This window comes from Corallococcus sp. CA049B (genome assembly GCF_003611685.1).
GTDB classification, from domain to species: Bacteria; Myxococcota; Myxococcia; order Myxococcales; family Myxococcaceae; genus Corallococcus; species Corallococcus coralloides.
In genome coordinates this window covers 1-24,406 of sequence record NZ_RAWC01000008.1, presented here as the reverse complement: position 1 = coordinate 24,406, position 24,406 = coordinate 1, and the positions used below count along the sequence as shown (strand labels likewise).

Sequence of the window (24,406 nt, the reverse complement as noted above, 5' to 3'; positions counted from 1 at the left end):
CCCCGGCGCCGTTGACGGGTGCCTGCACGTCATGCTCCCGCTGAGGCCTCATGGGGCGACCTCTTGTGTGGGGGCGGGGTTACTCGAGCAGCTCTCCACGCTCAGCTTTGGCGACCAGGGACGCCGGAGGCAGGAAGTGCTTCCCGTAGCGCTCCGCCAGCTGGCGCGCGCGGATGACGAAGCCGCGCGGCCCCGTGCCGGACGGGCCTTCGTAGCCGTTGATGTACTGCACCACGCCGCCCGTCCACGGCGGGAAGCCGATGCCCAGGATGGAGCCCACGTTCGCGTCCGCGACCGAGCGCAGCACGCCCTCGTCGAAGCAGCGCACCGTGTCGATGGCCTCCGCGAAGAGCATCCGCTCCTTCATGTCCTCGAAGGGGATGGTGTACCCGGGCTTCGTGTAGTGCTGCGTCAGCCCCGGCCAGAGGTTCGTCCGCTTGCCGTCCGCGTAGTCGTAGAACCCGCCGCCCGTGGAGCGGCCCTTGCGCCCGTGCTGGTCGATCATCGCGTCCATCACCGCGTAGCTGCCGTGGTCCGTCCACGGCTGGCCCGCGGCCTCCACGGCCGCCTTCGTCTCCTGGCGGATCTTCCGGGGCAGCGTGAGCGTCAATTCATCCACCAGCTGGAGCGGGGCGGCGGGGTAGCCCGCCTGGAGTCCCGCCTGCTCGATGGACGCGGGCGCGATGCCCTCGCCCACCATGGCGACGGCCTCGTTGAGGAACGTGCCAATCACGCGGCTGGTGAAGAAGCCCCGGCTGTCATTGACGACGATGGGCGTCTTGCCAATCTGCACCGCGATGTCGATGGCCTTCGCCAGCGTCGCGTCGCTGGTCTGCTTGCCGGCGATGAGCTCCAAGAGCGGCATCTTGTCCACGGGGGAGAAGAAGTGCATGCCGACGAAGTCCGGCGGCCGGCTTACGCCCTCCGCGAGCAGGGTGATGGGCAGGGTGGAGGTGTTGGAGCCCAGCACCGCGTCCGGGGCCACCACGCCTTGAATCTCCTGGAAGACCTTGTGCTTGAGCTTCACGTCCTCGAACACCGCTTCGATGACCAGGTCGCAGCCCGCGAGCGCGGCCGGGTCCTCCGCGGGGGTGATGCGCGCCAGGAGCGCGTCGCCCTTCTCCTTCGTGACGGAGCCCTTGGAGACGGCCTTCTCCACCAGCTTGACGGAGTAGCTCTTGCCCTTCTCCGCGGCGGCGAGGCTCACGTCCTTGAGCACCACGTCGATGCCGGCCTTGGCGCACACGTAGGCGATGCCCGCGCCCATCATGCCCGCGCCCAGCACGCCCACCTTCTTCGCGGTGTGCTGCGGGAAGCCCTTGGGACGGCCGCCGCCGGAGTTGATGTGCTGCATGTCGAAGAAGAACGCTTGAATCATGTTCTTCGCGACCTGGCCGACGACGAGCTCCGTGAAGTAGCGCGACTCGATGGTGAACGCGGTGTCCACGTCCACCTGCGTGCTCTCCACCGCCACCGCCATGATGGCGCGCGGCGCGGGCATGTTCGTGCCCTTGATCTGCTTGCGCAGGTTGGCGGGGAACGCGGGCAGGTTCGCCGCGAACGCCGGGTGGGACGGCGTGCCGCCGGGGATCTTGTAGCCCTTCTGGTCCCACGGCTGCTGCGCCTTCGGGTTCGCCTTCACCCACGCCTTCGCCGCGGGCAGGAGCGCGTCCACGGACGGCACCACCTCATGCACCAGCCCCAGCTCCTTCGCCTCCTGCGGGCGGTAGCGCTGACCCTGGAGCAGCACCTTCATCAGCGCGTCCGTGATGCCCAGCATGCGCACCGTGCGCACCACGCCGCCGCCGCCGGGCAACAGGCCCAGCGTCACCTCCGGCAGGCCCACCTGCGCGCCCTTCACGTCCGCGAGGATGCGGTGGTGACAGGCGAGCGCGATTTCAAGACCGCCGCCCAGCGCCGCGCCGTTGATGGCCGCGACCACGGGCTTGCCCAGGGTCTCCAGCGTGCGCAGCTGCGCCTTGATCTCCTGGCCCAGGTTGAAGACCTGGTTCGCCGCGTCCTTCTTCACGTTGCGCAGGTCGTTCAAGTCGCCGCCCGCGAAGAAGGTCTTCTTCGCGGAGGTGAGGACGACGCCGGTGAGGGTGTCCTTCTCCTTCACCAGCCGGTCCACCGCCGCGCGCATGGACTTCACGTAGGCGGCGTTCATGGTGTTGGCGGACTGGGAGGGGTCGTCCAGCGTCAAGACGACGATGCCGTCCGCGTCCTGTTCCCAGCGCAGGGTGTTCTGTTCGCTCATGGTGTTCGCTCGAAAGTCTTTGAAAGGGGAGGGAGGGTTCAGACGTGCTCGACGAGGGTGGCCACACCCATGCCGCCGCCGACGCACAGGGTGACGACCGCGCGGCGCGCGTTGCGCCGCTCCAGTTCATCCACCACGGTTCCAAGGATCATGGCGCCGGTGGCGCCCAGCGGGTGCCCCATGGCGATGGCGCCGCCGTTGACGTTGAGCTTCTCGTCCGGGATGTCCAGGTCCTTCTGGTACTTGAGGACCACGGAGGCGAAGGCCTCGTTGAGCTCGAAGAGGTCGATGTCCTTCACCGACAGGCCGGCGATGTCCAGCAGCTTGCGGGTGGCCGGCAGCGGGCCGGTGAGCATGATGGTGGGCTCCGCGCCGGACGTGGCCACGGCGGCGATGCGCGCGCGAGGCTTGAGGCCCAGCGTCTTGCCCACCTTCTCCGAACCCACCAGCACCAGCGCCGCGCCGTCCACGATGCCGGAGGAGTTGCCCGGCGTGTGCACGTGGTTGATGCGCTCCACCGCGTGGTACTTCTGGAGCGCCACCGCGTCGAAGCCGCCCATCTCACCCATGGTGGTGAAGGACGCGCTCAGCTGGCCCAGCGAGGCCACGGTGGAGTCCGGGCGCATGTGCTCATCGCGGTCCAGGATGGTGAGCCCGTTCTGGTCCACCACGGGGACGACGGACTTCTGGAAGTAGCCGTTCTTCCACGCGTGCGCGGCGCGCTCCTGCGAGCGCACGGCGTAGCGGTCCACGTCCTCGCGGGTGAAGCCCTCCATGGTCGCGATGAGGTCCGCGGAGATGCCCTGCGGCACGAAGTAGGTGTCGTAGTTGGTGGCGGGGTCCATGGCCCACGCTCCGCCGTCAGAGCCCATGGGGACGCGGGACATGCTCTCCACGCCGCCCGCGATGACCAGGTGCTCCCAGCCGGAGCGCACCTGCTGCGCGGCCATGTTCACCGCCGTCAGGCCGGACGCGCAGAAGCGGTTGAGCTGCACGCCGCCGGTGGTCTCCGGCAGGCCCGCGGCCAGCACCAGCGTGCGCGCGATGTCCGCGCCCTGGTCGCCCACGGGGGTCACGACGCCCAGCACCACGTCGTCGATGTACTTCGGGTCCAGGTTCGGGTGGCGCTGCTTGAGCGCGTCCACCAGGCCGACGAGCAGCGACACCGGCTTGGTGCCGTGCAGGGCGCCCTTCTTGCCCTTGCCGCGAGGGGTACGGACGGCGTCGAAGATGAATGCTTCCTGGCTCACGGGGAGCCTCCTTGTGAGAAGGGAGGGGCTACAGGGACCGGGCGACGAGCTCCTTCATGGCCTCGTTCGCGCCGGCGAAGATTCGCAGGACGCGGGTGTCCGCGAACAGATGGGCGATGGGGTATTCCTTCATATAACCGGAGCCGCCGAACAGCTGGAGGCAGCGGTCCACTACCAGGCAGGCCTGGTCGGACACCCAGTGCTTCGCCATGGCCGCCGTTGTCACATCGGGTCTGCCCTCGTCGATGAAGGCCTGTCCGGTGCACTCGAGCGGCGGGCGCTGGCTGGAGCCCCCTGGTGACGCCAGCCATCAGCTGGTGAATGGCGTCATCGCGATGGGCGGGGGGCGCTCGGCTCAAGTGACTGAATTCACGGAGCCCGGGGGCTGGCATGCGTCCTGCTCTTGGGTTCCGGCATGTCCATCTCCTCCCTGAACCGCGCGTCCTCCTTCCAGCCTTCCTCGAGCCTCTCCCAGCTCAAGCCGGCCGCCGCTTCGGCTCAGGGTGTGGTGGGCACCTCGGCGCAGCAGCCCCGGAACGACCTGCGCCGGATGCTGATGACCGACTCCTTCGAGGCGGGTCCGAGCCGGCCAGGTGGCGCCTCCGGCGGGGGCTTCGAGAAGCAGCTGTCGCAGCTGGTGAGCCAGCTCTCGCAGCTGGTGAAGATGCTCCAGACGCAGTCGCCCGCGGGCCTGGGCCAGGGCGCCGAGGGTGCCGCGTCCGCGGTGGGCGGCGCGGCCCCGGCGCAGAAGGCGGCGCTCGCGTCTTCGGCCTCCACCTTCGAGGGGCCGGCGGCGTCCGCGGGTCCTTCCGCGGCGGCTCCCGGGGCCCAGGGCGCGGCTCAGGCTTCCAGCGCGGCTGCTCCGGCGCACCCCACGTACAACAGTGACGCGGGCCCCGGCTTCGGCCCGCCGTCCGCCGGCTCCACGGAGCCCGCGCCCGCGAACGCGCCGTGGCTCGCGAAGAACAACGTCGGGTCGCCCTACAACAGCAACATGCAGCTCATCGACGAGGGCCAGAAGGGCCAGTTCAAGTACACGAACACCTTCACCAACAAGACGAACGAGCCGCAGACGATCACGCTCTGGAACAAGACGGGCGAGAACGGGAACCCGAACGACGGGCAGAACTTCGACAAGAGCACGCCCAAGACGTTCACGCTCCAGCCCGGCCAGTCGCAGGTGGTGGCGTTCGACAGCAACACCAGCGTGGCGTGGGCCGCGTCGAAGGACGGCACGGCGAAGCCCGGCGCGAACTCCGGGCAGACGTGGGGCGAGGCCACGTTCGCGAACTCCGGCACGGGCTGGAGCGGCTTCGACACCAGCCAGATTGCCCCCGCGGGCCACAACGGCAAGATGTCCATCACCAACGAGGCGACCGGCAAGACCGTGACGGAGGCCAACGCCTGGCAGACGGAGAAGGACGACCCCGCGCTCCACGACGTGGGCGTGCCCGCCGGTCCGCTGAACCTGCGGACGGAGATTGGCTGAAGCCTGGCTGGCCCGCGCTGACTAGAGGCCGAGCGCCGCCTTGCACGTCTTCACATACAGGTCCCGGAAGAGGTTGTCCGGGTCCGTGCGCTGCTTCACGGCCTGGTATGTCTCGCGGTTCCAGATGCTCCAGAAGGTCGCTTCGTCGTAGTAGTTGTAGGAGATGAGCGTCTTGGTGCCGTTGACGCGCTGGAGCTCGTCCTCCAGCTCCTTGTAGACGTTGCGGCCCGGTGGCTGCGGCATGCCGTACACGGCCAGGTCCAGGAACAGCGGGTCCTTCATTCCAGACCACCACCGGGGCGTCAGCCACTCGTAGTCGCGCGTCCGCCGGAAGGGCACGCACCAGACGGGGTAGTGCCGCATCTCGCGGTGGTACCAGTCCATGAAGTCAGCGGAGCGCGAGAAGGGGACGAACACGTCCACGATGACCGGCGGGTCCTTCTTCGGCAGCAGCTGGGTGAAGCGGTTGGCGGTCCTCAGCACGCTGTCGGAGTGGATGAGCTTTCCGAACAGCGCCCGCGCGAGCAGGTTCCGTGGCCGGGCGTGCGTGACGCCCCGGTTGTAGCGGAAGAGATAGTCATACGTCGTGAGGTAGTCCTCGCTCCGGCGGGGGATGGTTTCGCAGTACGCGGTGAGCCATTCGTAGCGGTTCACGTACGGCGCCCGGTCCACGAAGTGGCCCACGCAGAGCACGTGCTTCGTGGGAGAGAAGATCTGCCCGTCCAGGTAGTCCGCGCCCGGGTCCTGGAAGTGGTTCCAGATGCCCTGCTGGAAGGACTCCAGCGAGGAGTGCGTCTCGTTCGTCACCCGCACGTAGGGCGCGCAGCGCGTGAGCTTGAAGCGCACCTTGGACAGGACGCCCAGCGTCCCGAACGAGCCGTGCATCATCTGGAAGAGGAGCGGCTCGCTCGTCGGTGAGCAGCGCAGCACGTCTCCCTTCGCGGTGATGACCTCGTACTCCAGACACGTGTCGTGGAAGCCGCCCTGGCGGAAGGACATGGACTCGATGGAGCACCCCGCGATGGCGCCCCCGAGCGTGATGGTCTTGTGCTCGGGGACGATGAACGGGACGAGCCCGTGCGGCAGCGTCGCGCGCACCACCGCGTCGAAGGTGGCGGCGGGCTCGGCGGTGCAGGTCATCCCCACGGGGTCGATGTCGAGGATGGCGTCCAGGTCGCCCAGGTCCACCTTCTCGTCGCGGCGCCGCGCATCGAACCGCTTGGGGACGCTGTGGGGCGGGGACCTCTTCTTGAAGGACGCGGGGCCCTTGCCCTTGCGCTGACGCAGCTGCCGGCTGATGGCCTCCACCTTCGCATCGTGAAGCGTCTCCGTCCGGGGACCGCCTGACACCGACTCCGTGAGCATCCATCTCCTCCGTTGGCGGAAGGGTGGGGATGCCGCGGCGCGTGGTGAGCCCTTGCCTGTCGGAGCGGGGCCAACCCGGACGCCCGCCCACCGAGCGGGCGTCCAGGCGGGTGAGTCCGCTCAGGTGGCTTCGAGCTGTCGTCGCAGCTCCGTGGTGCTCACTTCCGGCGTTCCATCCCGGCCCATCAGTGACTGGCCATCCGCGGAGTATAGCGCCGGGCGCCGGTACAGCGTGCGCAGGGCGTGCAGGTGCGGATAGACGATGGAGGCCCGCGGGCTCAGCTCTCGCAGGTGCTTGCGCAGGAGCGGGGCGTACTTCGGGCTCTGCGCCGGGAAGATGTGGTGCTCCTGGTGGTAGCTGAAGTTGAAGTGCATCCAGTTCAGCAGCGGGTGCGTCTCCACGCTGGCGGTGTTCACGAAGGGGTTGTCCGTCTCCTCCGCCGCGGGCTGCATCCAGTGGTTGGTGGCGATGTAGATCATCAGCGAGACGTTCCCGATGAGCAGCGGGAGCACCAGCGCGTAGAACGCGGCCCTCGGGCCCAGGACCCACCCGAGCGCCACCCAGCCCGCGGTGACGAGCACCGTGAGCACGCGCTCCCGGGCCCGGTGCAGGTGCACGTGCTGGAACGCGGGCAGCCGGCAGTGGTGCCAGAGGAAGGCCTGGCCCTGCGCGGTGAAGAAGACGCTGAAGCTGATGAAGCTCAGCCAGTGTCCGGAGCCGGGGGACATGGCGTGGAACAGCTTCGCGAACCCCTGGGTGTGCCAGTCCGTCCTGCGCGGGAGGATGTCCGGATCCCTCACGAGGACGTTGGCGGCGCTGTGGTGGGCCTGGACGTGCCAGGCCCGCCAGTTGCCCGGCGTCACCAGGAAGGGCGCGAAGCCCACCCAGCCCAGCAGGCTCTCCCACTTGCGGCTGTGGAACACCGAGTGGTGCAGGGCTTCATGCGCGGCGAGCCCCACGGCGGTGATGAGCTGGCCCAGCGCGAAGGCGATGAGCAGGCACGCCCAGTGGGGCAGCGTCCAGGTGCCGAGCACCCAGATGAGCGCCGCCTCCACGGGCACCAGGCACAGCGCGACGATGCCGCGCAGGGGTTGTCGTTCGAAGGCCTCCGGGGGCAGCACGCGGCGCAGCTCCGAGCGGAGCCGCCTGGCGTCATCCGGGGGCAGGGAAAGGGACGAAGAGGAGTCAGTCATGGCGGTTGCCTGAGCGGGAAGGGGGTTCAAGCCATGGGGCGGGCGATGCCGCCTTCGACGAGCATCCGCAGGCGGCCGGCTTCGTCATGGGCCGCCACGGTGCCGCACTGGAGCAGGTCGCCCTCCACCCGAGGAGCGAGCGACTTCAGCGTGAGGCGGCGAGGAGCCCTGGCGTCGTGCGCCACCAGGTCCCGGTCGAACGTGGCCCGCTGGACACCCACGGGAGCGAATACGTCGTTGGACACGCCCTCCACGTGCATCGCGCTCAGGCGCAGGGCCGCGTCCAGCACGAGCGCCGGCACGCCGTGGCCCGCTTGCCGTGGCACCTCCGGCAGCCCGAGTCTCGCGAAGCGGGCGTCCTCCTCCAGGCGGATCTCCTCCAGGCAGTCGAACATCCTGCGCAGCTCGATGGGGGAGCCCGTGGCGCAGTGCGGGTCGTGCACGGACAGGCCGTGGCCCGAAGCGCGCGCGGCCTCCAGCCGGGGGAGGGGCCGGGGCGGTTCCGCCGTCAGCGTGAAGCGGGCCTCGGCGTAGACGAGGTCGCGCTCCAGCACCACGCCGGAGGCATGGACGATGTCGCCCGTGAGCTTCACCTGCACGCTGTGCTGTCCCGGAGCGTCGGTGAGTGGAGTGCACTCGGCGCGCAGGGACTGCTGGGCTCCGGGCTTCACGCGGATGAAGCGGGAGAAGCGGACGTCCTCGATGGTGACGGTGCGCAGTTCGGGGCGCGTGTCGTCCAGGGCCGCCTGGAACATCAGGTCCAGGGCCCAGGCGCCGGGCAGGGTGGGCGTGCCTCGGACGAGGTGGTCCTCCAGGCACGGGATGCTCGCCGCGTCGACCGTAAGGTCCCTTCGCGTGGGACGCGGCTGCTCTGGAGTGGGCATGGGCGGGGCGATCACCTCCAGGCCGTAGAAGCTGCGCTCGCTCTCGGTGAGCTGGACGTTGATGGGTTGGACGGGCTGTCCGTCCACCAGCTGGAGGAAGAGCGCCTCGCCCTCGTCGGCGCGGATGCCTCGCAGCCGGCGGCTGGCTCCGAGCACGCGGTACTCCGAACCGCGCGTCATGCCGATGCCGTCCCAGGCGAGCCAGCCCACGCTGCACCACTGCACGTCCTGGCGCGCATCGCTGACCCAGGCGCAGAGCCGGTCCAGCGCCTCGTTCGCCGCGCCGTAGTCCGCCTGTCCGTCGTTGCCGATGTAGCTGAACGCGGAGGTTAGGACGTGGAAGGGCACGGGAGCCTGGAGGCGGCGAGCGCAGGCCTCGCGCAGGTTGTGGAGTCCCACCAGCTTGGTGTCCAGCGTGCTCCGGAGCTCCGTGAGCCGGCGGCGGTGGAGCTTCTTGGAGACCTGCGTGCCCGCGCCATGGACCACCAGGTCGAGCCGCCCGTGTTCGCGGATCAACTCCTCCACCACGCGGTCCACGTCCTCGGGGCGGGTGACGTCCGCGGCGCGGTAGGTCATCTGGCCGGGAAGGCGCATGAGTCCATCGAGCGTGGCCCGCAGCTCACGCACGGCCAGGTGGCGCTCGAAGCGTGCGCGCAGCGCGGGCATCCGCACCGTGCGGTCACGGGCGAGCTCGGTGGCGTAGAACTCGCGCTCCACGGCGCCCAGTTCCTCGTCACGTGCCTGGAGCACGCGCTCGGGGGCATCGGAAGGGTCGCTGCGTCCGAGGAGGATGACCTTGCAGCCGTACCGCTTGAGCAGCGCTCCCGCGAGGACAGCCGTCACGCCGCGGCCACCGCCCGTGAGCAGGACCACCGAGCGGGAGTCGAGCGCGACGGCGGGACGTGCCGGGATGTCCGTGGGCTGGAGCAGCCGGACGCAGCGGACGGAGCCATCGAAGCAGACCTCCACGGGCGCGGTGTCGTCACCGGTGCCCAGCTCGGACGCGACATGGTCGAGCGCCGCGCGGAGCGGAAGCGGACCGGTGGCGATGGCCCGGATGCCACGCGCCGGGACCTCGCGGCCCAGGGACTTGAGCAGGCCGGCGAAGAGGCCGGTGACAGGGTGCAGCGTCCGGCGCGCACCGACGCCGCCGATGCACAGGCTCGCCAGCATCACGGTGCCGGAGGACAGTCCCTCATAGGCGCGGCGGGCGGACAGGAAGAGCAGTTCCAGCGCTTCGTGGCGCAGGGCCGTGTCCGCGACGACGGAGGACTCGCTCTCCGCGGAGGGCATCCGGCACACCGCGACGATGACCTGAGGCTCGAAGCCGAGCGCCTCCAGGCCCGCCTCCGCGGTCTCCTCCCGCGTGAGGTCGATGCCATGGATCCGCGCTCCTGCATCGGATGCACCCGGGTGGAGGATGCGGAACCCAGGGCCGCAGATGTCGTGTGCCTGGGCCGAAAGCTCACGGGCCACGGCTTCGTCTTGAGCGATGAACAGCACCCGCCGGCCGCGCAGCTGTGACGCTCCGGACGTCAGGGCCGGGCGCTCGACGAGCACCGGCGCGTGGTAGCGGATGGCAGCCGAGTGGTCGAAGCCGTCAGCGGCCTCCGGGATGGGAGCGGAGGTCGACGGCGGATGTGCCTCATCCGTGCGCCCCGCGCCCGCCCCCGGACCGGAGCGGCCCAAACCTGTCCGACTGTCGGACAGGTTTCCGCGGCCCGGCTGAAGGGGGAGCCCCTCCCGGCCGCTGCTCTCCAAACCTGTCCGACTGTCGGACAAGTTCCTGTGGCCCGACTGGAGCAGCAGCCCGTCCCGGCCGTGGTCCTCCAAACCTGTCCGACTGTCCGACAGGTTTCCGCGTCCCGGCTGAAGGGGGAGCCCGTCCCGGCCGACCGGGCTGTCCAAACTTGTCCGACAGTCGGACAGGTTCGTGCGATTCGCCGCCGACGGGGCGGTCTTGCCGAGGTCTCGATTCTCAGCACTGGAGACAGAAGGCATGCCCCAGGGACTGGCGGACCTCTCCGGATCGCGGCGCTTCGCGGACGGCGACCCCTCCGCCACCGCTTGTTCCTCCGGTGCTCCAGTCCGGGCGCTGAGGCCAGTCTGAAGCTGGAGCACCAGCCGTGTGCCGGTCGCGGCATTCGGATGGAAGCGCAGCGTGATGGCCTGCCCTTCGGCGGCGGCCCGCACCGCGCTCAGTACCTCCCGCGCTTCCACGGCCGAGTGGGGCGGCAACGTGACGCCCGACCCTGAACCGGAGCCCACCTCTTCGGACATCCGCAGGTGGCACAGCGGCTTCAAGCCCCTCGCTTCCGCCTTCGCGGCCGTGGTCACCGCCAGCAACGTCATGCCCTCTTCGGGCTCGGATGCAGCGAGGCCTTCCCCGGGCCTCTTCACGTGAGCGCTGCCCACGAGCACCAATTCGAAGCCGCTGTCCAACAGGGCCCTCGATGCCCGCAGCGACGCGGCCAACGTGCCGGCCCCCGCGTCCACCACGAAGTTCGGTCCCTTGGTGTCGAGCACCCCCGCCACCCGCCCCGGCGTGACGTTGGGCATCATCCCCTGGAGCGTGTACGGCCCGGACGGCCGCAGTGCGCCCACCGCCGCATGGAGCCGATCCACCAGCGGCAGCAGCCGCCCGGCGTCTGGAGTCCGCTGGAGGTGCTCGCGCAGCCTGCGCCTCGTGGAGTCCGCCATCACTCGCTGCGTGGCCTCCACGCCCCGGCGCGTCTTGCCCTCCAACCCCAGGACGATGGCCGTCCCCGTCCGCAGCGAATCGAACGCCCCGAGCTTCTTCACGACGTCGCTCGCGACGATGAGCCCCACGTGCTGCGTGAGGTCCATGTCCTCCGTGATGTCCGGCAACAGCCTCACGGACGCGGGCAGCCGCATCCCCTCGGCGTCGAACCGCGCCTCCGGGAACATCCCCTCCGCGGCCACCACCACCAGCGCTTCGCTCATGGGCGGCACGGCCCTGACGCGCGGCGCGAGCGGGCCTCCCCGGTACTCCTCCAGCACCAGGTGCGCGTTCGTGCCTCCGAAGCCGAAGCCATTCGTGGCCGCACGGCGCGGATGGTCCCCGTTCTCCGGCCACGGCTGCTCCCGTGTGGTCACCTCGAAGTCCGGCCCGAGCGCTCGCAGCCCCGCGCCTGGACGGTCGAAGTGGGACTGCGGCGGGAAGCTCCGGTGCTCCAGCGCCTTGCACAGCTTGATGACCGACGCCGCACCCGCGGCCCACCCCACATGGCCGATCAACGCCTTCACGCTCGCGAGCTGGAGGCCCTTGCACTTGCCTCCGAAGACGCGGCCAATCGACTGCAACTCGGTGGTGTCCCCGGCCGGCGTGGCCGTTCCGTGCGCTTCGATGTACTGGATGGACGCCGGTTCAACGCCCGCCGCCGCGTAGCACGCCTCCATCGCGGCCACCTGTCCGTCCGCTCGCGGGACGTTGGCGGAGCTGCTGCGCCCGTCGCTGGAGAGCCCCGCACCACGGATGACCGCGTGCACCTTCAGCCCCGCGGAGACGGCATCGTCCAGGCGCATCAGGCCGACCACTCCCGCGCCCTCGCCGAAGATGACGCCATCCGCGCGCTCGTCGAACGGCCGGCTCCCCGTCGCGGAGAGCCCCTTGAACTGGGAGAACAGACAGCTGTTGCCCGGGCCCGGGGAGAACACCCCGCCCGCGAGCACCAGGTCGGCCTCGCCGCGCTCCAGCGCCTTCATCCCCAGCGCGATGGCGTAGAGCGAAGAGGCACACGCCGCGTCCAGCAGCACCGTGGACACGCTCGGGCCCACCACATCCGTCACCACCGTCTGGAGGGTGGGGTGCGGTGCCAGCTCGGAGGACGTCGCGGTGACGCCCAGCGCCTCACGCATCAGCGCGGAGAGCTCACGCGCCGCCCCACCGCGAGCCCGCAGCAGGGCCTCTCCCGCTTCCACGCACAGCGCGTCGTCGTACTCGGGCGAACCGTCCGCGGTGGAGCCGAGCAGGCACTGGATGCGCCCGGGCGCGCGCGGCGCGGTGGACCGCAAGGACTCCATCGCCTGACTGAGCGCGATGGCCAGCAACCGCTGCTCACGGCCGTAGCGCTGGAAACGGTCCAGCGTGATTCCCGGAGGCGGAGCGAGGTCACTGTCCAGGACCCGCCCGGTGAGCAGCGTGTACGTGCGGTCCGGAGTCACCGCCGGACCCACGAAGTCCACGACCTGGTCCGGATGGCTCACCCCCGTGTCGACGATGCCGCTGATGCCCCGCTGGATGTTCCGCCAGTACGTCTCCGGATCCTTCGCGCCGCCCGGAAGCATGCAGCCCAACGACACCACCGCGATGGCCGGAGCCACGGGCGCTGCATCCCGAGCGACAGGCGCCGCGGCCAGTGCACCCTCGGGCAGCGAACGATCCACGGACGTCAGCGCCACGGGCGTGTCCTGGGTAAGGATCCGCTGGACGATGCGCGTCAGCCGTCCCCCCGTGCCGCAGTCCACGAACCGCACGCAGCCCGCGCCCACCAACGTCTCCACCGCGCCCGGGAAGTCGAACGGACGCACCAGGTGGGACGCGAGCGCTCCCGCCAGCTCGGACCCTCCACGTCCGTACACCCGCCGCTCGATGGGCGAATAGATGGGCCCTCGCGCCGGATGCACGGCCAGGTCCGCGAGGCTCGCTCGGAACGCGGTGACCGCGGGCGCCAGGCTCGGGTGGTGGAACGGGTAGCGGCTGGTGATGAACGTGAAGCCCTTGCCCTGCCGCTCCAGGAACGCGCGCAGCCGCTCCAGTTGCTCACGAGGCCCCGCGACCACGGTCTGCCGCGAGTGATTACGGCCCGCGACCTCCAGCGTCCTGGCCCCGCTCTCCGCAACGGCCCGGACGGTCTCCGGCTCCGACAGGGCGACCGCCGCGAGCGTGCCCAGGTCGTCCGGTACCGTCTGGAGTGCCCGGATGCGACGGCACACCACCGCCGCGCCCGTGCGCAGGTCCATGGCTCCGGCCGCGGTCATCGCCGCGATCTCCCCGAAGCTGTGCCCCACGAACACGTCCGGCCGGGTGCCCTGACGCTCCAGCCACCGCGCCCCCAGCACCCCGGACAGGAAGATGCCGAGCTGATCCAACAGCGGCGCCGCGTCCAACGCCCTGCCCACCTGGACCACGTCCTCCGCCGCGAGCAGCGGGCCCACGTCGATGCCCTGCGAACGGCAGGCCTCCGCCACCGCCAGCAGCTCGTCACGCAGCTCCGGCTGGAGCGCCTTCAACTGGAGGAAGAGGGCGGGCTCGAACGTGCCCTGGCCCGCGAACAGGAACGCCGTTGCGTTGGCCGGCAGCTGAAGGCCGGGCGCGGACACTGGCTCCGGAAGGTGCACCGTCCTCGAAACGCCACGCGGAGCAGTGTCCGCCAGCAACGTCCTCGCCAGCTCGCGCACGACCTCCGGGAACAAGGACTGCACGCCTCCGCCTCCCTGCAAGGCGAGGTCGCGGAAGCTCCTCGGACCCTCCGGCTCATGCAGGGCCGCCAGCGATTCGAAGCTGCGCTGGAAGGACTCCGGGAACGCACGCAGCACTCCCTGCCGGTCCGCGCAGAGCACGGTCTGGTAGCCGCAGGCCACCGGCGTTCCGTCGCTCTTCAACGTGCGGAAGCAGAAGCGCAGGGACACCTCGCCGCGCTCCTCCAGCGACGTCAGGATGATCAGCCGGTCCCCCAGCACCGCCGGAGCGAGGTTGCGCGAATAGCCCTCGTAGGTGAGCAGGAGCACCTGGTCGAAGTCGCGCCGGAACTCGGGCTCCTCGAAGGCGTGCGGGCTGAAGAGCAGGTGCTCCCGGCCAGCGCACTGGAACTTGAAGTTGGTGAGGAAGTGATGGCTCCCGTAGGCCATCGTGTCGTCGAAGTGGATGTCATACGGGACGGCGAAGAAGTCCATGGTGATGGCTCCTGGAAGGTGAAGGGTCAGGACGCGCGCGCGGCCGGCAGCAGGCCGTCCACGGTTCCGGAGAGGCCGGCGTCCACCACCCAGATGGCGCCATTCACACGCTGCGTCTTCGGCCCCAGCAGCAGCTCGGTCACGTCCGCGACGTCGTCCGCGGTGCACAGCCGTCCACCGGGCGTCGCGGACTCCCAGCGCGCCACGCGCTCCGGCGCGTCCGGGAACATGCCCAGCAGGTCCCCGTGCACGGGCCCCGCGGACACGCAGTTGGTGCGGATGCCCTCCGGCGCCAGCTCCGCGGCCAGGTAGCGCGTGAGGGACTCCACGCCCGCCTTCACCACGCCCTGGCAACCCAGGTCGTGCATGTACCGCTGGGACATGGACGTGGACATGGTGACGATGCTCCCGCCCCCACGCGCGGCCATCAGCGGGCGAGCGCGCATCGCGCACTCGTAGGTGCCGGTGATGCAGGTGCGGAACGCCTTGTCCCAATCCCGGGGCGCGATGCGGTCGAACGGACCGATGAGCCCGTTGGACGCGTTGCACACGAGCAGATCGAGCCCGCCCATCTGCTCGTGGATCGCCGCGAACATCCGCTCCAGGTGCTCCTCCTGCGCGACGGAGCCCCACAGGTGGACCGCCTTGCCCCCCGCGTCGACGATGTCCCGCGCCGTCTTCTCCCCGTCCTCACGGGAGTGGAACGAGTTGACGACCACCGTCGCACCCGCCCGCGCCAGCCGCGTCGCGATGACCCGGCCGATACCCTTCCCCGAACCCGTGACGAGCGCGACCTTCCCCGCGAACGGCTGCTCCGTGCGCGACGGAGCAGACGCGGGCGCGGCGTGGACGACGGGCGCGCGAGGCCTGGCTTCCGCCACGGGCGGCGTGGCCGGCAGCAGCGCACGGGCCGCGTCGGCGATGGCGACCATCGTGCGCAGGCGCTGCGACGGCTTCGGCGCGTCGCTCAGCCCCAGCTCCTTCATGAGCACGGCCATCACCTCCGCCTGCTTCACGGAGTCGATGCCCAGCTCGTCCTCCAGGTCCGCGTGCGGCGTGAGCAGTTCCTCCGGGTAGCGCGTCACGCGCGCGAACACGGCGCGCACGCGCGGCAGGAGGTCCAGCGTGGCGTGAGCACCGGCGCTCGCCTTCGCTTCAGCGACAGCGGGGGCGACGGGCGCGGCGACTTGGAGCGCCGGTCCAGGCTCCGTGCCCAGCGCCTCCGTCACCGCCCCGGCGATGGCGCCGAGCGTGCGCGCCTTCCCGCTTCGCGGCAGCCGGTCCGGCGGCAGCTGGAACTCACGAGCGATGACCGCGGCGATCTCCGCGAGCTTCACGGAGTCGATGCCCAGCTCGTCCTCGAGCTGCGCATGCTCCGTCAGGATGTCCAGCGGATACCGCGTGACGGACGCGGCGCACTGCCGCACCTGCTCCAGGATGTTCGAAGGCTTGGATGTATGGGATTGGGAAGAACGCGCGGACATGACGACCCCTGTCGGTTCAATGCGTGACGGGGCCGACTGTAATTGGGGGTCTGACACGTGCCGCGAAGCGACGTGCACAGCTCGCAGCAATCAAGGAGGCAGTGAAGACTCCTCGTGCGCGGGAATACGCGCGCCCTGTTCGCGAGCACGCCGCCACCCCAGCCACAGGGGAATGAACAGCGACGGCAGCGTGAGCAGATCCGTGATGTCCACCGTGTGCACCGTGGGACGGACCGAGGGTATGCGCGCGCCCGCGAGCCCCGCGCGCAGCGCGTAGAAGGGCCACTGCAGCGCGCCCAGCGCCCAGCGCCACGCATCCCCGGCGTCGGAGGAGAGCTTCGTCGCGCCGAAGCACAGCCCCGTCAGCACGACCGCTCCCACGAGCACCCGGAAGGACGGACGGAATTCCCGCGCGCGGCGCTGGAACGCCTGCTCCCACAGCGCCTGGAGGAGCACCGGGAACATCGCGAGCCCGGCGACGTCGGAGAGCTTCCCCGTCCACCACGACGGCCAGCGCGCCTTGAACACGTGGTCGTTCAGCACGAGCAGCACCACGGCCACGAGCACCGCCGGGTGCAGGAGGCCGCTGGCCGGAAAGGGCTTCGTCCCGGTGGATGTCACGCCCGCGTGCATGGGGGCACTGTCACATTCGCGACCGGGACATGGGAAGCCTCGTGATTGCGAGGGTTTGGGAGACCCGGCGGGAAAATAAAAAGGCCGTGTCGATTTTCCCCAGGCCCATTCGTTGCGTTCCTGAAGGCTGCAGAAGCACACCCCCCGCGGCCCCACGGCGCGCGGCAGGAGACACGACCGTGCGATTCATGATCATCCGCAGGGCGGACAAGGACACCGAAGCCGGCGTGCTCCCGGACGAGAAGCTGCTGGCAGCCATGGGCGCCGAGTTCACGCCCGAGCTGCGGGAGCAGGAAGCGCGCATCCGCGAGCAGGCCGCGACGAACCTCCGCTAGTCACGATGGCGCCTCCGCGTGACATAGGCTGCCGCGCTTCCAGGGCCGGAGCGAAGGCAGGTGCAGCGATGTTCCAGCGGATGGTGCTGCTGTGCGCGGTGTGGCTGATGGCGTGCGGAGGCAAGCGGGTGCCCACGGGGCCTGGCTCGCCACCGGACCGGCTCGATGACGGCTGGGCCGTGGCCTCCTTCGAGGACACGGGCATCCAGCGCCCGTGGTTCGACGCGCTGGAGCACGACGTGTCCGAAGGCACGGTGGAAGCGCCAGACGCGGTGCTCGTCGCGCGCGGGGGCCAGCTCGTCTACGAGCGCTACTGGAACGACTTCACGCGGGAGAAGGCGCACGACCTGAGGTCCGCCACGAAGAGCGTCACGTCGCTGCTGGTGGGCATGGCGCACGAGCGCGGCCTGCTGCCGGACCTGGACGCGCCCGTGCTCCCGCTCCTGTCGCACCTGGCGCCGGTGAAGAACGCGGATCCGCGCAAGGAGCGCATCACGCTGCGCCACCTGCTCCAGATGCGCTCCGGGCTGTCGTGCGACGACTGGGACCCCGAGTCCCCCGGCAACGAAGAGCGGATGTACGACACGGACGACTGGGCCCGCTTCATCGTGGACGTGCCCATGCGCGACGAGCCCGGCACCGTGACGCGCTACTGCACGGGCGGCGTGGTGCTGCTGGGCGCCGTGCTGGAGCACGTCAGCGGACGCTCCATCACGGACCTGTCGCGCGAGTGGCTGTTCACTCCGATGCAGGTCCAGGACGTCACCTGGCAGCCCGCGGGCAAGAAGGGCACGGACACCGGCGGCCACCTGCGCCTGCGTCCGCGCGACTTCCTCAAGGTGGGGCAGCTGATGCTCGACGGCGGCTCGTGGCAGGGCGAGCGCCGGGTCTCCGAGGCGTGGGTGACAGAGTCCGGCAAGGCGCTGGGGCTGCTGGGCGACGCGAACTACGGGCTCCTGTGGTGGAGCGCCCGCTTCGTCATCCAGGGCACTCCGGTGGAGGTGTCCTTCGCGCGAGGCAACGGGGGGCAGTACGTCTTCATCGCGCCTTCGCTGGGCGTCACCGCAGCCTTCACCGGCAGCCACTATAATGATGCGGGCTCGGCGCTCCCCCTGGTCCTGTTCGGACAGTACGTGCTGCCGGCGGCGCTCGGGCTGGAGCGGCCGGGGGCTCGGGGAGGCGGCTGAGCCGTCAGGTCTCGTGTCCTCCGCCAGACGGTGGAGGCCCGGGCCGCATCTGGATTCCGACGGGGCGGTGCGCTTCGTGGATGACCGCGCGCTGACGGGTGGGCAACGTCCGCCCGGCATGGCACCTTCGAAAGCACCGCGTTCCCGCAAGACCCCCGACCCCTCCGGCTTCGTCCGCGTCCGGGGCGCACGGGAACACAACCTGAAGCACGTGGACGTGGACATCCCTCGCGACGCGCTGGTGGTCTTCACCGGCGTGTCCGGCTCCGGCAAGTCGTCGCTGGCGTTCGGGACGCTCTACGCGGAGGCGCAGCGGCGCTACTTCGAGTCCGTGGCCCCGTACGCCCGGCGCCTGATTGATCAGGTGGGCGTGCCGGAGGTGGACGCCATCGACGGACTGCCCCCGGCGGTGGCGCTCCAGCAGCACCGGGGCGCGCCGACGTCGCGCTCGTCGGTGGGCAGCGTGACGACGCTGTCGAACTCCGTGCGCATGCTGTACTCGCGCGCGGGCAACTACCCGCCGAAGCTGGAGCGGCTGGACTCGGACGCCTTCTCCCCGAACACACCCGCGGGCGCGTGTCTCAAGTGCCACGGCATCGGGCGCGTGTTCGAGGTCACCGAGCGCTCCATGGTGCCGGATGACTCCTTGAGCATCCGCGAGCGCGCCGTCGCCGCGTGGCCGCCCGCGTGGCACGGCCAGAACCTGCGCGACATCCTGGTGACGCTCGGGTACGACATCGACAAGCCCTGGCGCGACCTGCCGAAGAAGGACCGCCAGTGGATCCTCTTCACCGACGAGCAGCCCACCGTCCCCGTCTACGCGGGCTTCACGTCCCCGGAGGTGAAGCGGGCCATGGCCCGCAAGGAGCCGCCCAGCTACATGGGCACCTTCACGGGCGCGAAGCGCTACGTGATGACCACCTTCGCGACCACGCAGAGCGCGATGATGAAGAAGCGCGTCGCCCGGTACATGGTCGCCAGCGACTGCTCGCTGTGCGAGGGCAAGCGCCTGAAGCGCGAGTCCCTGTCCGTGACGTTCGCGGGCCGCGACATCGGCGAGCTGTCCCGCCTGCCGCTGGAGCAGGTCGCTGAACTCATCCGGCCCACGGCGGAAGGGAAGGGGAAGGACGCGGACGCCATGGCCCGCGAGCACCCGGAGAAGCTCATCGTCGCCCAGCGCATCACCCAGGACCTGCTCGCGCGCATCCAGGTGCTGACGGACCTGGGCCTGGGCTACCTGTCGCTGGAGCGCAGCACGCCCACGCTGTCGCCGGGGGAGTTGCAGCGGCTGCGGCTGGCCACGCAGGTGCGCTCCAACCTCTTCGGCGTGGTGTACGTGATGGACGAACCGTCCGCCGGCCTGCACCCCGCGGACACGGAGTCGCTGCTCACGGCGCTGGACCGGCTGAAGGAGGCGGGCAACTCGCTGTTCGTCGTAGAGCACGAGGTGGACGTCATCCGCCACGCGGACTGGATCGTCGACGTGGGCCCCGCCGCCGGTGAGCACGGCGGGCGGGTGCTCTACAGCGGGGTGCCGGAAGGGCTCGCGAAGGTGGAGGCGTCCCGCACGCGGCGCTACCTCTTCGAGGAGGAGTCCCTGCGCCGCCGCTCGCCGCGAAAGCCCACCGGGCGCCTGCGCCTGGAGGGCGTGAAGCGCAACAACCTGCGCGGCCTGGACGTGGACTTCCCGCTGGGCGTCTTCACCACGGTGACGGGCGTGTCCGGCTCCGGAAAGTCCAGCCTCGTGAGCCAGGCGCTGGTGGAGCTGGTGGCGGGAAGACTCGGCCAGACCCTGGCGCCGGAAGAGGAGGAGGGCGAGCCGCTGGACCGGGAGCCGGTGCTGGCGAGCGAGGGCCATATCAAAGAAGGGATGGAGGCCATCCGCCGGCTGGTGACGGTGGACCAGAAGCCCATCGGCCGCACGCCGCGCTCCAACCTGGCGACGTACACGGGCCTCTTCGACCACGTGCGCAAGCTGTTCGCGGCGACGCCGCTGGCGAAGTCGCGCAAGTACGGCGCGGGGCGTTTCTCCTTCAACACGGCGGGAGGCCGCTGCGACACGTGCGAGGGCGAGGGCTTCGTGAGCGTGGAGCTGCTCTTCCTGCCCAGCGTGTACGCGCCGTGCCCCACGTGCCACGGCACCCGCTACAACGCGAAGACGCTGGAGGTGCGCTACCGCGAGAAGAACATCGCGGACGTGCTGGGGCTGACGGTGGACGGCGCCTTCGACTTCTTCACCGAGGAGCCGCCGCTCCAGCGAGCGCTCAAGGTGCTGCGGGACGTGGGCCTGGGCTACCTGCGCCTGGGCCAGCCCGCGACGGAGCTGTCCGGAGGCGAGGCCCAGCGCATCAAGCTGGCCACGGAGCTCCAGCGCACCCAGCACGGCGACACGCTCTACGTGCTGGATGAACCCACCACGGGCCTGCACCCGGCGGACGTGGACAAGCTGATGACGCAGCTGGAGGGACTGGTGGACGCGGGCAACACGGTCATCGTCGTGGAGCACGACCTGCGCGTCATCGCCGCCAGCGATCACGTCATCGACGTGGGGCCCGGCGCGGGCAACGCCGGGGGCCGCGTGGTGGCGCAGGGCACGCCGGAGCAGGTGGCGAAGGTGAAGGAGAGCCGCACCGCGCCTTATCTGGCGCGGGTGCTCCGCTGACGTAGGCGGGGACGGCGAACTCAGTCGTCCTTGCCGTCATGGTGGCTGCCGTTGTCGTCGTCATCCTCGCCGCCGTCGCGGTCGTGGTCGTCGAAGGCATCGATGGACTTCTGGAGGTTGTTCTCCAGCTGCGACCGGGCGCTGGACTCGCGCGGGTCCAGCCGCTTGCCGTCCTTGTCGGTGAACCAGCCGCTCGGGTCGATGTTGAAGGTGACGTTCTGGTCGTCGCCCTCGGCGATCTCGAAGCTCACCTTGCGCTCCTGCTCCACGCGGAGGCTGGAGACGAACTGGAAGGGCTCGCCGTCGATGTGGCCGTCGATGATGAGCGACGCGCCCTGATCCGCCAGCTCCTTCAAGCCGCCTGTGGCGTTCGCGGGATCGACCTTGCCGATGTCGAATTCGATCTCGTCGTAGGTGCCGACATCCACGGAGATGTCCTGCAGGCGCACCAGCTGGCCTTCCAGTGCCGTGCCGGACAGGTCGATGAGGAACGACCCCGTGCGCTGCTTGTGCTCGCGCTTGTCGTCGGTCCCGGCGTCGGAGTCGTCGTCGGAGCTGTCGTCATGGTGGCCTTCACGCTTGAGCTCCAGCTCGCGGACCGACAGCCGCACCCGATCCACGGTGATGCCATTGGAGAGCGCCAGCCGCTGGCTGGACGTGCGCGTCAGGGCCGAACCCGTGACCGCGCTCCCCATCCGCGTGCTCAACCCCACCGACGACGTGCTGTTGCCACACGCGGACAGCCACATGAGGGACGCGAACAGACCGATGAAACGACGCATGACGTGTGTCTCCTGGTTCCGGTGGGGGACGCCGGGCCCGTGGGCTCGCACCGGCCGTGCGATGCCCGCCCGTCATCCCTTCCGCTGAAGGAAAGGAGTCCGGCCGCGAAAAACGGCCACGGGAGGGGATTTTCCCGGACGATTTTCCGGGGACTCGGCCGGGCGGGCGTGGCCGGAAAAGCCCCCCGTGACTCCTTCCCTGGGGACGGAGTACTGAACAGGGGACATGGCCTGCATCCTCTCACCTGGACCGGCATCGCGTTGGTGGCCCTGCCCCGGCACGCGGCCGTCGCGCGCGTGCGCGAAGCGCGTGGGGACGGGGAGGGCGCCATGACGGAGCTGGAGCTGGCGGACTGCATCCGCCGGGCGGCGCGGGGGGAACAGGCCGCGTGCGGTCAGCTCTACCAGCGCTTCCACGGGGCCGTGCGCCGCGTGGCCCAGGGCTCGGGTGTCCTGGGCGCGGCGGAGGTGGAGGACGCGGTGCAGGAGACGTTCGTGCGCGCCTTCCGCGAGCTGCCCCGGCTCCAGCATCCGCGCGCGTTCAGTGGCTGGCTGCTGACCATCGCGCGGCATCACGCCTACGCGCTCAGCCGTGGCGCGAAGGCCCGGGCCCGCGTGGAGGAGGACCTGGCGCGCGAGCTGGACACCGTCGCGCCCGCGCTGCCGCCGTCGTTGACGCTGGAGCGCCGCGTGGCCGTGGTGCGCGAGCTCATCGAAGGACTGCCCGAGGGCCCGGAGAAGGAGACCGCCCGCCTCTTCTATCTGGAGGGTGAGTTGAGCGCGCGGGAGATCGCCGACCGGCTGGGGCTGGGCAAGAGCGCGGTGACGATGCGGCTGGAGCGCTTCCGGGCCCGCGTGAAGCGCGAGCTGCTGGCGCGGCTCCTGGCCGCGGAGGTGGGCTGAACCATGGGCGCGAGCGACAGACACCTGGACGTGGAGTCCGCGAAGCAGCTCGAACGGCGTGAGCCCGAAGCGGTGCGCTACTTCGCCGAGCACCTCGCGCATCCCTGTGAGACGTGCGAGGCGTTCCTCGCCCGCGACGAATCAGCGCATGACGCGTTCCCGGGTCTGGACGCGCTGGCGGACGAAGCGCTCGTCGCGGCCTCGGGGCGTCCCGTCCGGGAGGACGCGGTCGGTTGGGCGCGGGTGCGCCGGAAGCTGGGTGCGCCCCAGCGGGTGTGGCTGACCGGAGGACTGGGCGCGGTGGCCGCGGCGGTCCTCCTGGCGCTCCTGGTGCGTCCGGGGACCGGCGGGCCGGGGCACGTGGAGCCGTCCTCGCAGCGCATCAAGGGCACCGCGCCGCTGGCATTGGAGCTCACGGCCGCGGCGCAGATGCCAGACGGTGCGGTGCGCGCTGTCGCCGAGGACGCTGTGCTTCCACCCGAAGCCGTGGTGCTCCTTCGCTACCACGCCAGTGAGTCCGCGGACGCACTGCTGGTACGCGAAGCCCCTGGTGTGCCGCCGCAGGTGCTGGGCCGCCATGTGTTGACGCCGGGCACGCACGACCTGCGCGACGGCGAGGACCTGGCCGGCGTGTCCCTGGAGGACGAGCGCGGACCCGTGACGCTGGTGTTGGTCGCCTGGCCGCAGGGTGAACAGGGGAACGCGGCGCTGGAGGGGGTGCGCGTCAGCGGACAGGTGCCTCCAGACGCGGCCCAGGCCCGCCTTCGCTTGAAGGTGGAGTCGGGGCATGCTGCTCCCTGAGGAGCCGCGCGTGTCCCGCCTGCTGTTCATCCCCATGGTGCTGGCGCTGGTGGTGCTCGGCGCGTGCCGCTCCGTGGAGTCGCGGGAGAAGGGCCGCGCGGTGCGGGTGCGCCTGGATGATGGCGTGCTGGCCTCGGCGCAGGAGGGTGAACGGCACGCGCTGCTCATCGGCATCTCCGCGTACACGGACCCCGCATGGAACGGGCTGCGCTACGCGGCGAAGGACGCGGACGACCTGGGCCGCGTGCTGGCGGATCCGGCGCGAGGAGGCTTCCGCTCCGTGACGGTGCTCACTCGGCCCGAGCAGACGACGCGCACGTCGGTGCTCGCCGCGCTCCAGGCGCTGGAGGCACGTCCCTGGCGTCCCCAGGACACGGTGGTCGTGTACGTGTCCGGACACGGCTCGCTGGCGCGCGACGTGAGGGGCGAGCTGCAGCGCTACCTCGTGACATCCGACACCCGCTACCGGGACGTGGCCGGCACGGGGCTGGACATGGCCACGCTGGAGCAGTCGCTGGAGCGGCTGGGGTCGCGGCGGCGCGTGCTGGTGCTGGCCACGTGTCACAGCGGCACGGGCAAGTCGCTCTTGCCGCCGGAGGTCCGCGACGAGCTCGCGCGCACCAAGGCGTCCTTCCTGCCGCAGCCGCTGGAGGCCGCGAGCCGCGCCTCGCTGGTGCTGTCCGCCAGCGACTGGGGCGAGGCCGCGCGCGAGGACGACGCGCTGGCCAATGACATCTACACGCACTTCCTTATCCAGGCGCTGGATGGAAGCGGAGACCGCAACCGCGACGGCGCGGTGAGCGCCACCGAGGCCCACGACTGGGCCCGCCGCAACACCTGGGCCTATACGGAAGGGCGCCAGCGTCCCAGCGCGCAGATATTGGAGGTGGGCGCGGATCCGGTGCTGCTCTCCGGCACGTTGCAGCGGCCGGGTCAGCCGGAGGTCTTCTCCTACAGCGCGAGGCTGGAGGGCTTCACTCTCAAGGTGGACGGCCACGACGCGGGCGAGCTGCCCGGAGGCGTGGTGGTGCCGGAGGGCCGGCGGAAGCTGGAGCTGCGCAAGGGCGGCCAGGTGTTGTGGGAGGACACCGTGGCGCTGCGCTCCGGCGAGCGGCGGGAGCTGGAAGCATTCCTTCGTCCCATGGCGGAAGGGCCCAAGCGCACGGTGACGCTGGGCGGGGGCGTGCTCGGCTTCCTGGATGGACAGAGCCGCGAGCAGGTGCTGCCGGCGTCGGCGCAGGCGGGCGTGGGGCTGGGCTGGGAG

General features: G+C 70.5%; 16 protein-coding genes. 7 read left to right on the top strand and 9 right to left on the bottom strand.

The window, feature by feature from the left end; translation table 11 throughout:
- Positions 1–79: 79 nt before the first annotated feature.
- The 3 genes from D7W82_RS02920 to D7W82_RS02910 are packed head-to-tail and all read right to left on the bottom strand — an operon-like array spanning position 80 to position 3,754.
- Positions 80–2,257: a 3-hydroxyacyl-CoA dehydrogenase NAD-binding domain-containing protein gene (locus D7W82_RS02920; RefSeq protein ID WP_120616853.1), complete on the bottom strand. Its 2,178-nt coding sequence runs from the start codon at positions 2,255–2,257 to the stop codon at positions 80–82.
- Positions 2,258–2,295: 38 nt separating this feature from the next.
- The gene (locus tag D7W82_RS02915; protein WP_120616852.1) at positions 2,296–3,507 is read right to left on the bottom strand and encodes an acetyl-CoA C-acetyltransferase; all 1,212 of its coding nucleotides are present in this window, start codon (positions 3,505–3,507) and stop codon (positions 2,296–2,298) included.
- Positions 3,508–3,535: 28 nt separating this feature from the next.
- Positions 3,536–3,754, bottom strand: coding sequence for an acyl-CoA dehydrogenase family protein (locus tag D7W82_RS02910; RefSeq protein ID WP_255417085.1), 219 nt, complete (start codon positions 3,752–3,754; stop codon positions 3,536–3,538).
- A gap of 168 nt (positions 3,755–3,922) precedes the next feature.
- Between D7W82_RS02910 and D7W82_RS02905 the strand changes: the two genes are divergently transcribed.
- Positions 3,923–4,996, top strand: coding sequence for a hypothetical protein (locus D7W82_RS02905; RefSeq protein WP_120616851.1), 1,074 nt, complete (start codon positions 3,923–3,925; stop codon positions 4,994–4,996).
- 21 nt (positions 4,997–5,017) lie between these two features.
- On the opposite strand, the gene D7W82_RS02900 is transcribed toward D7W82_RS02905, so the two are convergent.
- The 5 genes from D7W82_RS02900 to D7W82_RS02880 all read right to left on the bottom strand — a co-directional run bounded on the left by D7W82_RS02900 (position 5,018) and on the right by D7W82_RS02880 (position 16,460).
- Positions 5,018–6,361 (bottom strand): FAD-binding oxidoreductase, encoded by a 1,344-nt coding sequence (locus D7W82_RS02900; protein ID WP_120616850.1) that lies wholly within the window; start codon positions 6,359–6,361, stop codon positions 5,018–5,020.
- 120 nt (positions 6,362–6,481) lie between these two features.
- Positions 6,482–7,555: a fatty acid desaturase gene (locus tag D7W82_RS02895; RefSeq protein WP_120616849.1), complete on the bottom strand. Its 1,074-nt coding sequence runs from the start codon at positions 7,553–7,555 to the stop codon at positions 6,482–6,484.
- Positions 7,556–7,581: 26 nt separating this feature from the next.
- Positions 7,582–14,355: a type I polyketide synthase gene (locus tag D7W82_RS02890; RefSeq protein WP_120616848.1), complete on the bottom strand. Its 6,774-nt coding sequence runs from the start codon at positions 14,353–14,355 to the stop codon at positions 7,582–7,584.
- 26 nt (positions 14,356–14,381) lie between these two features.
- Entirely contained in the window at positions 14,382–15,839 is a 1,458-nt protein-coding gene (locus D7W82_RS02885) for an SDR family oxidoreductase (RefSeq protein WP_120616847.1), read from the bottom strand.
- A 90-nt stretch (positions 15,840–15,929) separates the two neighbouring features.
- Positions 15,930–16,460 carry a hypothetical protein gene (locus tag D7W82_RS02880; RefSeq protein ID WP_233587259.1) on the bottom strand — a complete coding sequence of 177 codons (531 nt, stop codon included), beginning with the start codon at positions 16,458–16,460 and terminating at the stop codon, positions 15,930–15,932.
- A 191-nt stretch (positions 16,461–16,651) separates the two neighbouring features.
- On the opposite strand from D7W82_RS02880, the gene D7W82_RS40880 reads away from it, so the two are divergent.
- From D7W82_RS40880 to uvrA, 3 genes are all read left to right on the top strand, one after another.
- On the top strand, positions 16,652–16,807 hold the full coding sequence (locus D7W82_RS40880; RefSeq protein ID WP_199727665.1) for a hypothetical protein: 156 nt from the start codon (positions 16,652–16,654) through the stop codon (positions 16,805–16,807).
- 68 nt (positions 16,808–16,875) lie between these two features.
- A complete protein-coding gene (locus D7W82_RS02875) occupies positions 16,876–17,994 on the top strand; it encodes a serine hydrolase (RefSeq protein ID WP_120616845.1) in 1,119 nt (372 codons plus the stop codon).
- A gap of 118 nt (positions 17,995–18,112) precedes the next feature.
- Positions 18,113–20,656: an excinuclease ABC subunit UvrA gene (gene uvrA / locus D7W82_RS02870; protein ID WP_120616899.1), complete on the top strand. Its 2,544-nt coding sequence runs from the start codon at positions 18,113–18,115 to the stop codon at positions 20,654–20,656.
- Between the two features lie 20 nt (positions 20,657–20,676).
- Here uvrA and D7W82_RS02865 read toward each other — a convergent pair whose 3' ends face one another.
- Positions 20,677–21,438 carry a hypothetical protein gene (locus tag D7W82_RS02865; RefSeq protein WP_120616844.1) on the bottom strand — a complete coding sequence of 254 codons (762 nt, stop codon included), beginning with the start codon at positions 21,436–21,438 and terminating at the stop codon, positions 20,677–20,679.
- A 330-nt stretch (positions 21,439–21,768) separates the two neighbouring features.
- Here D7W82_RS02865 and D7W82_RS02860 point away from each other — a divergent pair, with 330 nt between their 5' ends.
- The 3 genes from D7W82_RS02860 to D7W82_RS02850 form a co-directional block, all read left to right on the top strand.
- Entirely contained in the window at positions 21,769–22,341 is a 573-nt protein-coding gene (locus D7W82_RS02860) for an RNA polymerase sigma factor (RefSeq protein ID WP_171422966.1), read from the top strand.
- A gap of 3 nt (positions 22,342–22,344) precedes the next feature.
- The gene (locus D7W82_RS02855; protein ID WP_120616843.1) at positions 22,345–23,142 is read left to right on the top strand and encodes a hypothetical protein; all 798 of its coding nucleotides are present in this window, start codon (positions 22,345–22,347) and stop codon (positions 23,140–23,142) included.
- On the top strand, positions 23,129–24,406 hold a 1,278-nt coding region (locus D7W82_RS02850), incomplete at its 3' end, for a caspase family protein (RefSeq protein ID WP_147439195.1). The genes D7W82_RS02855 and D7W82_RS02850, both read left to right, overlap by 14 nt.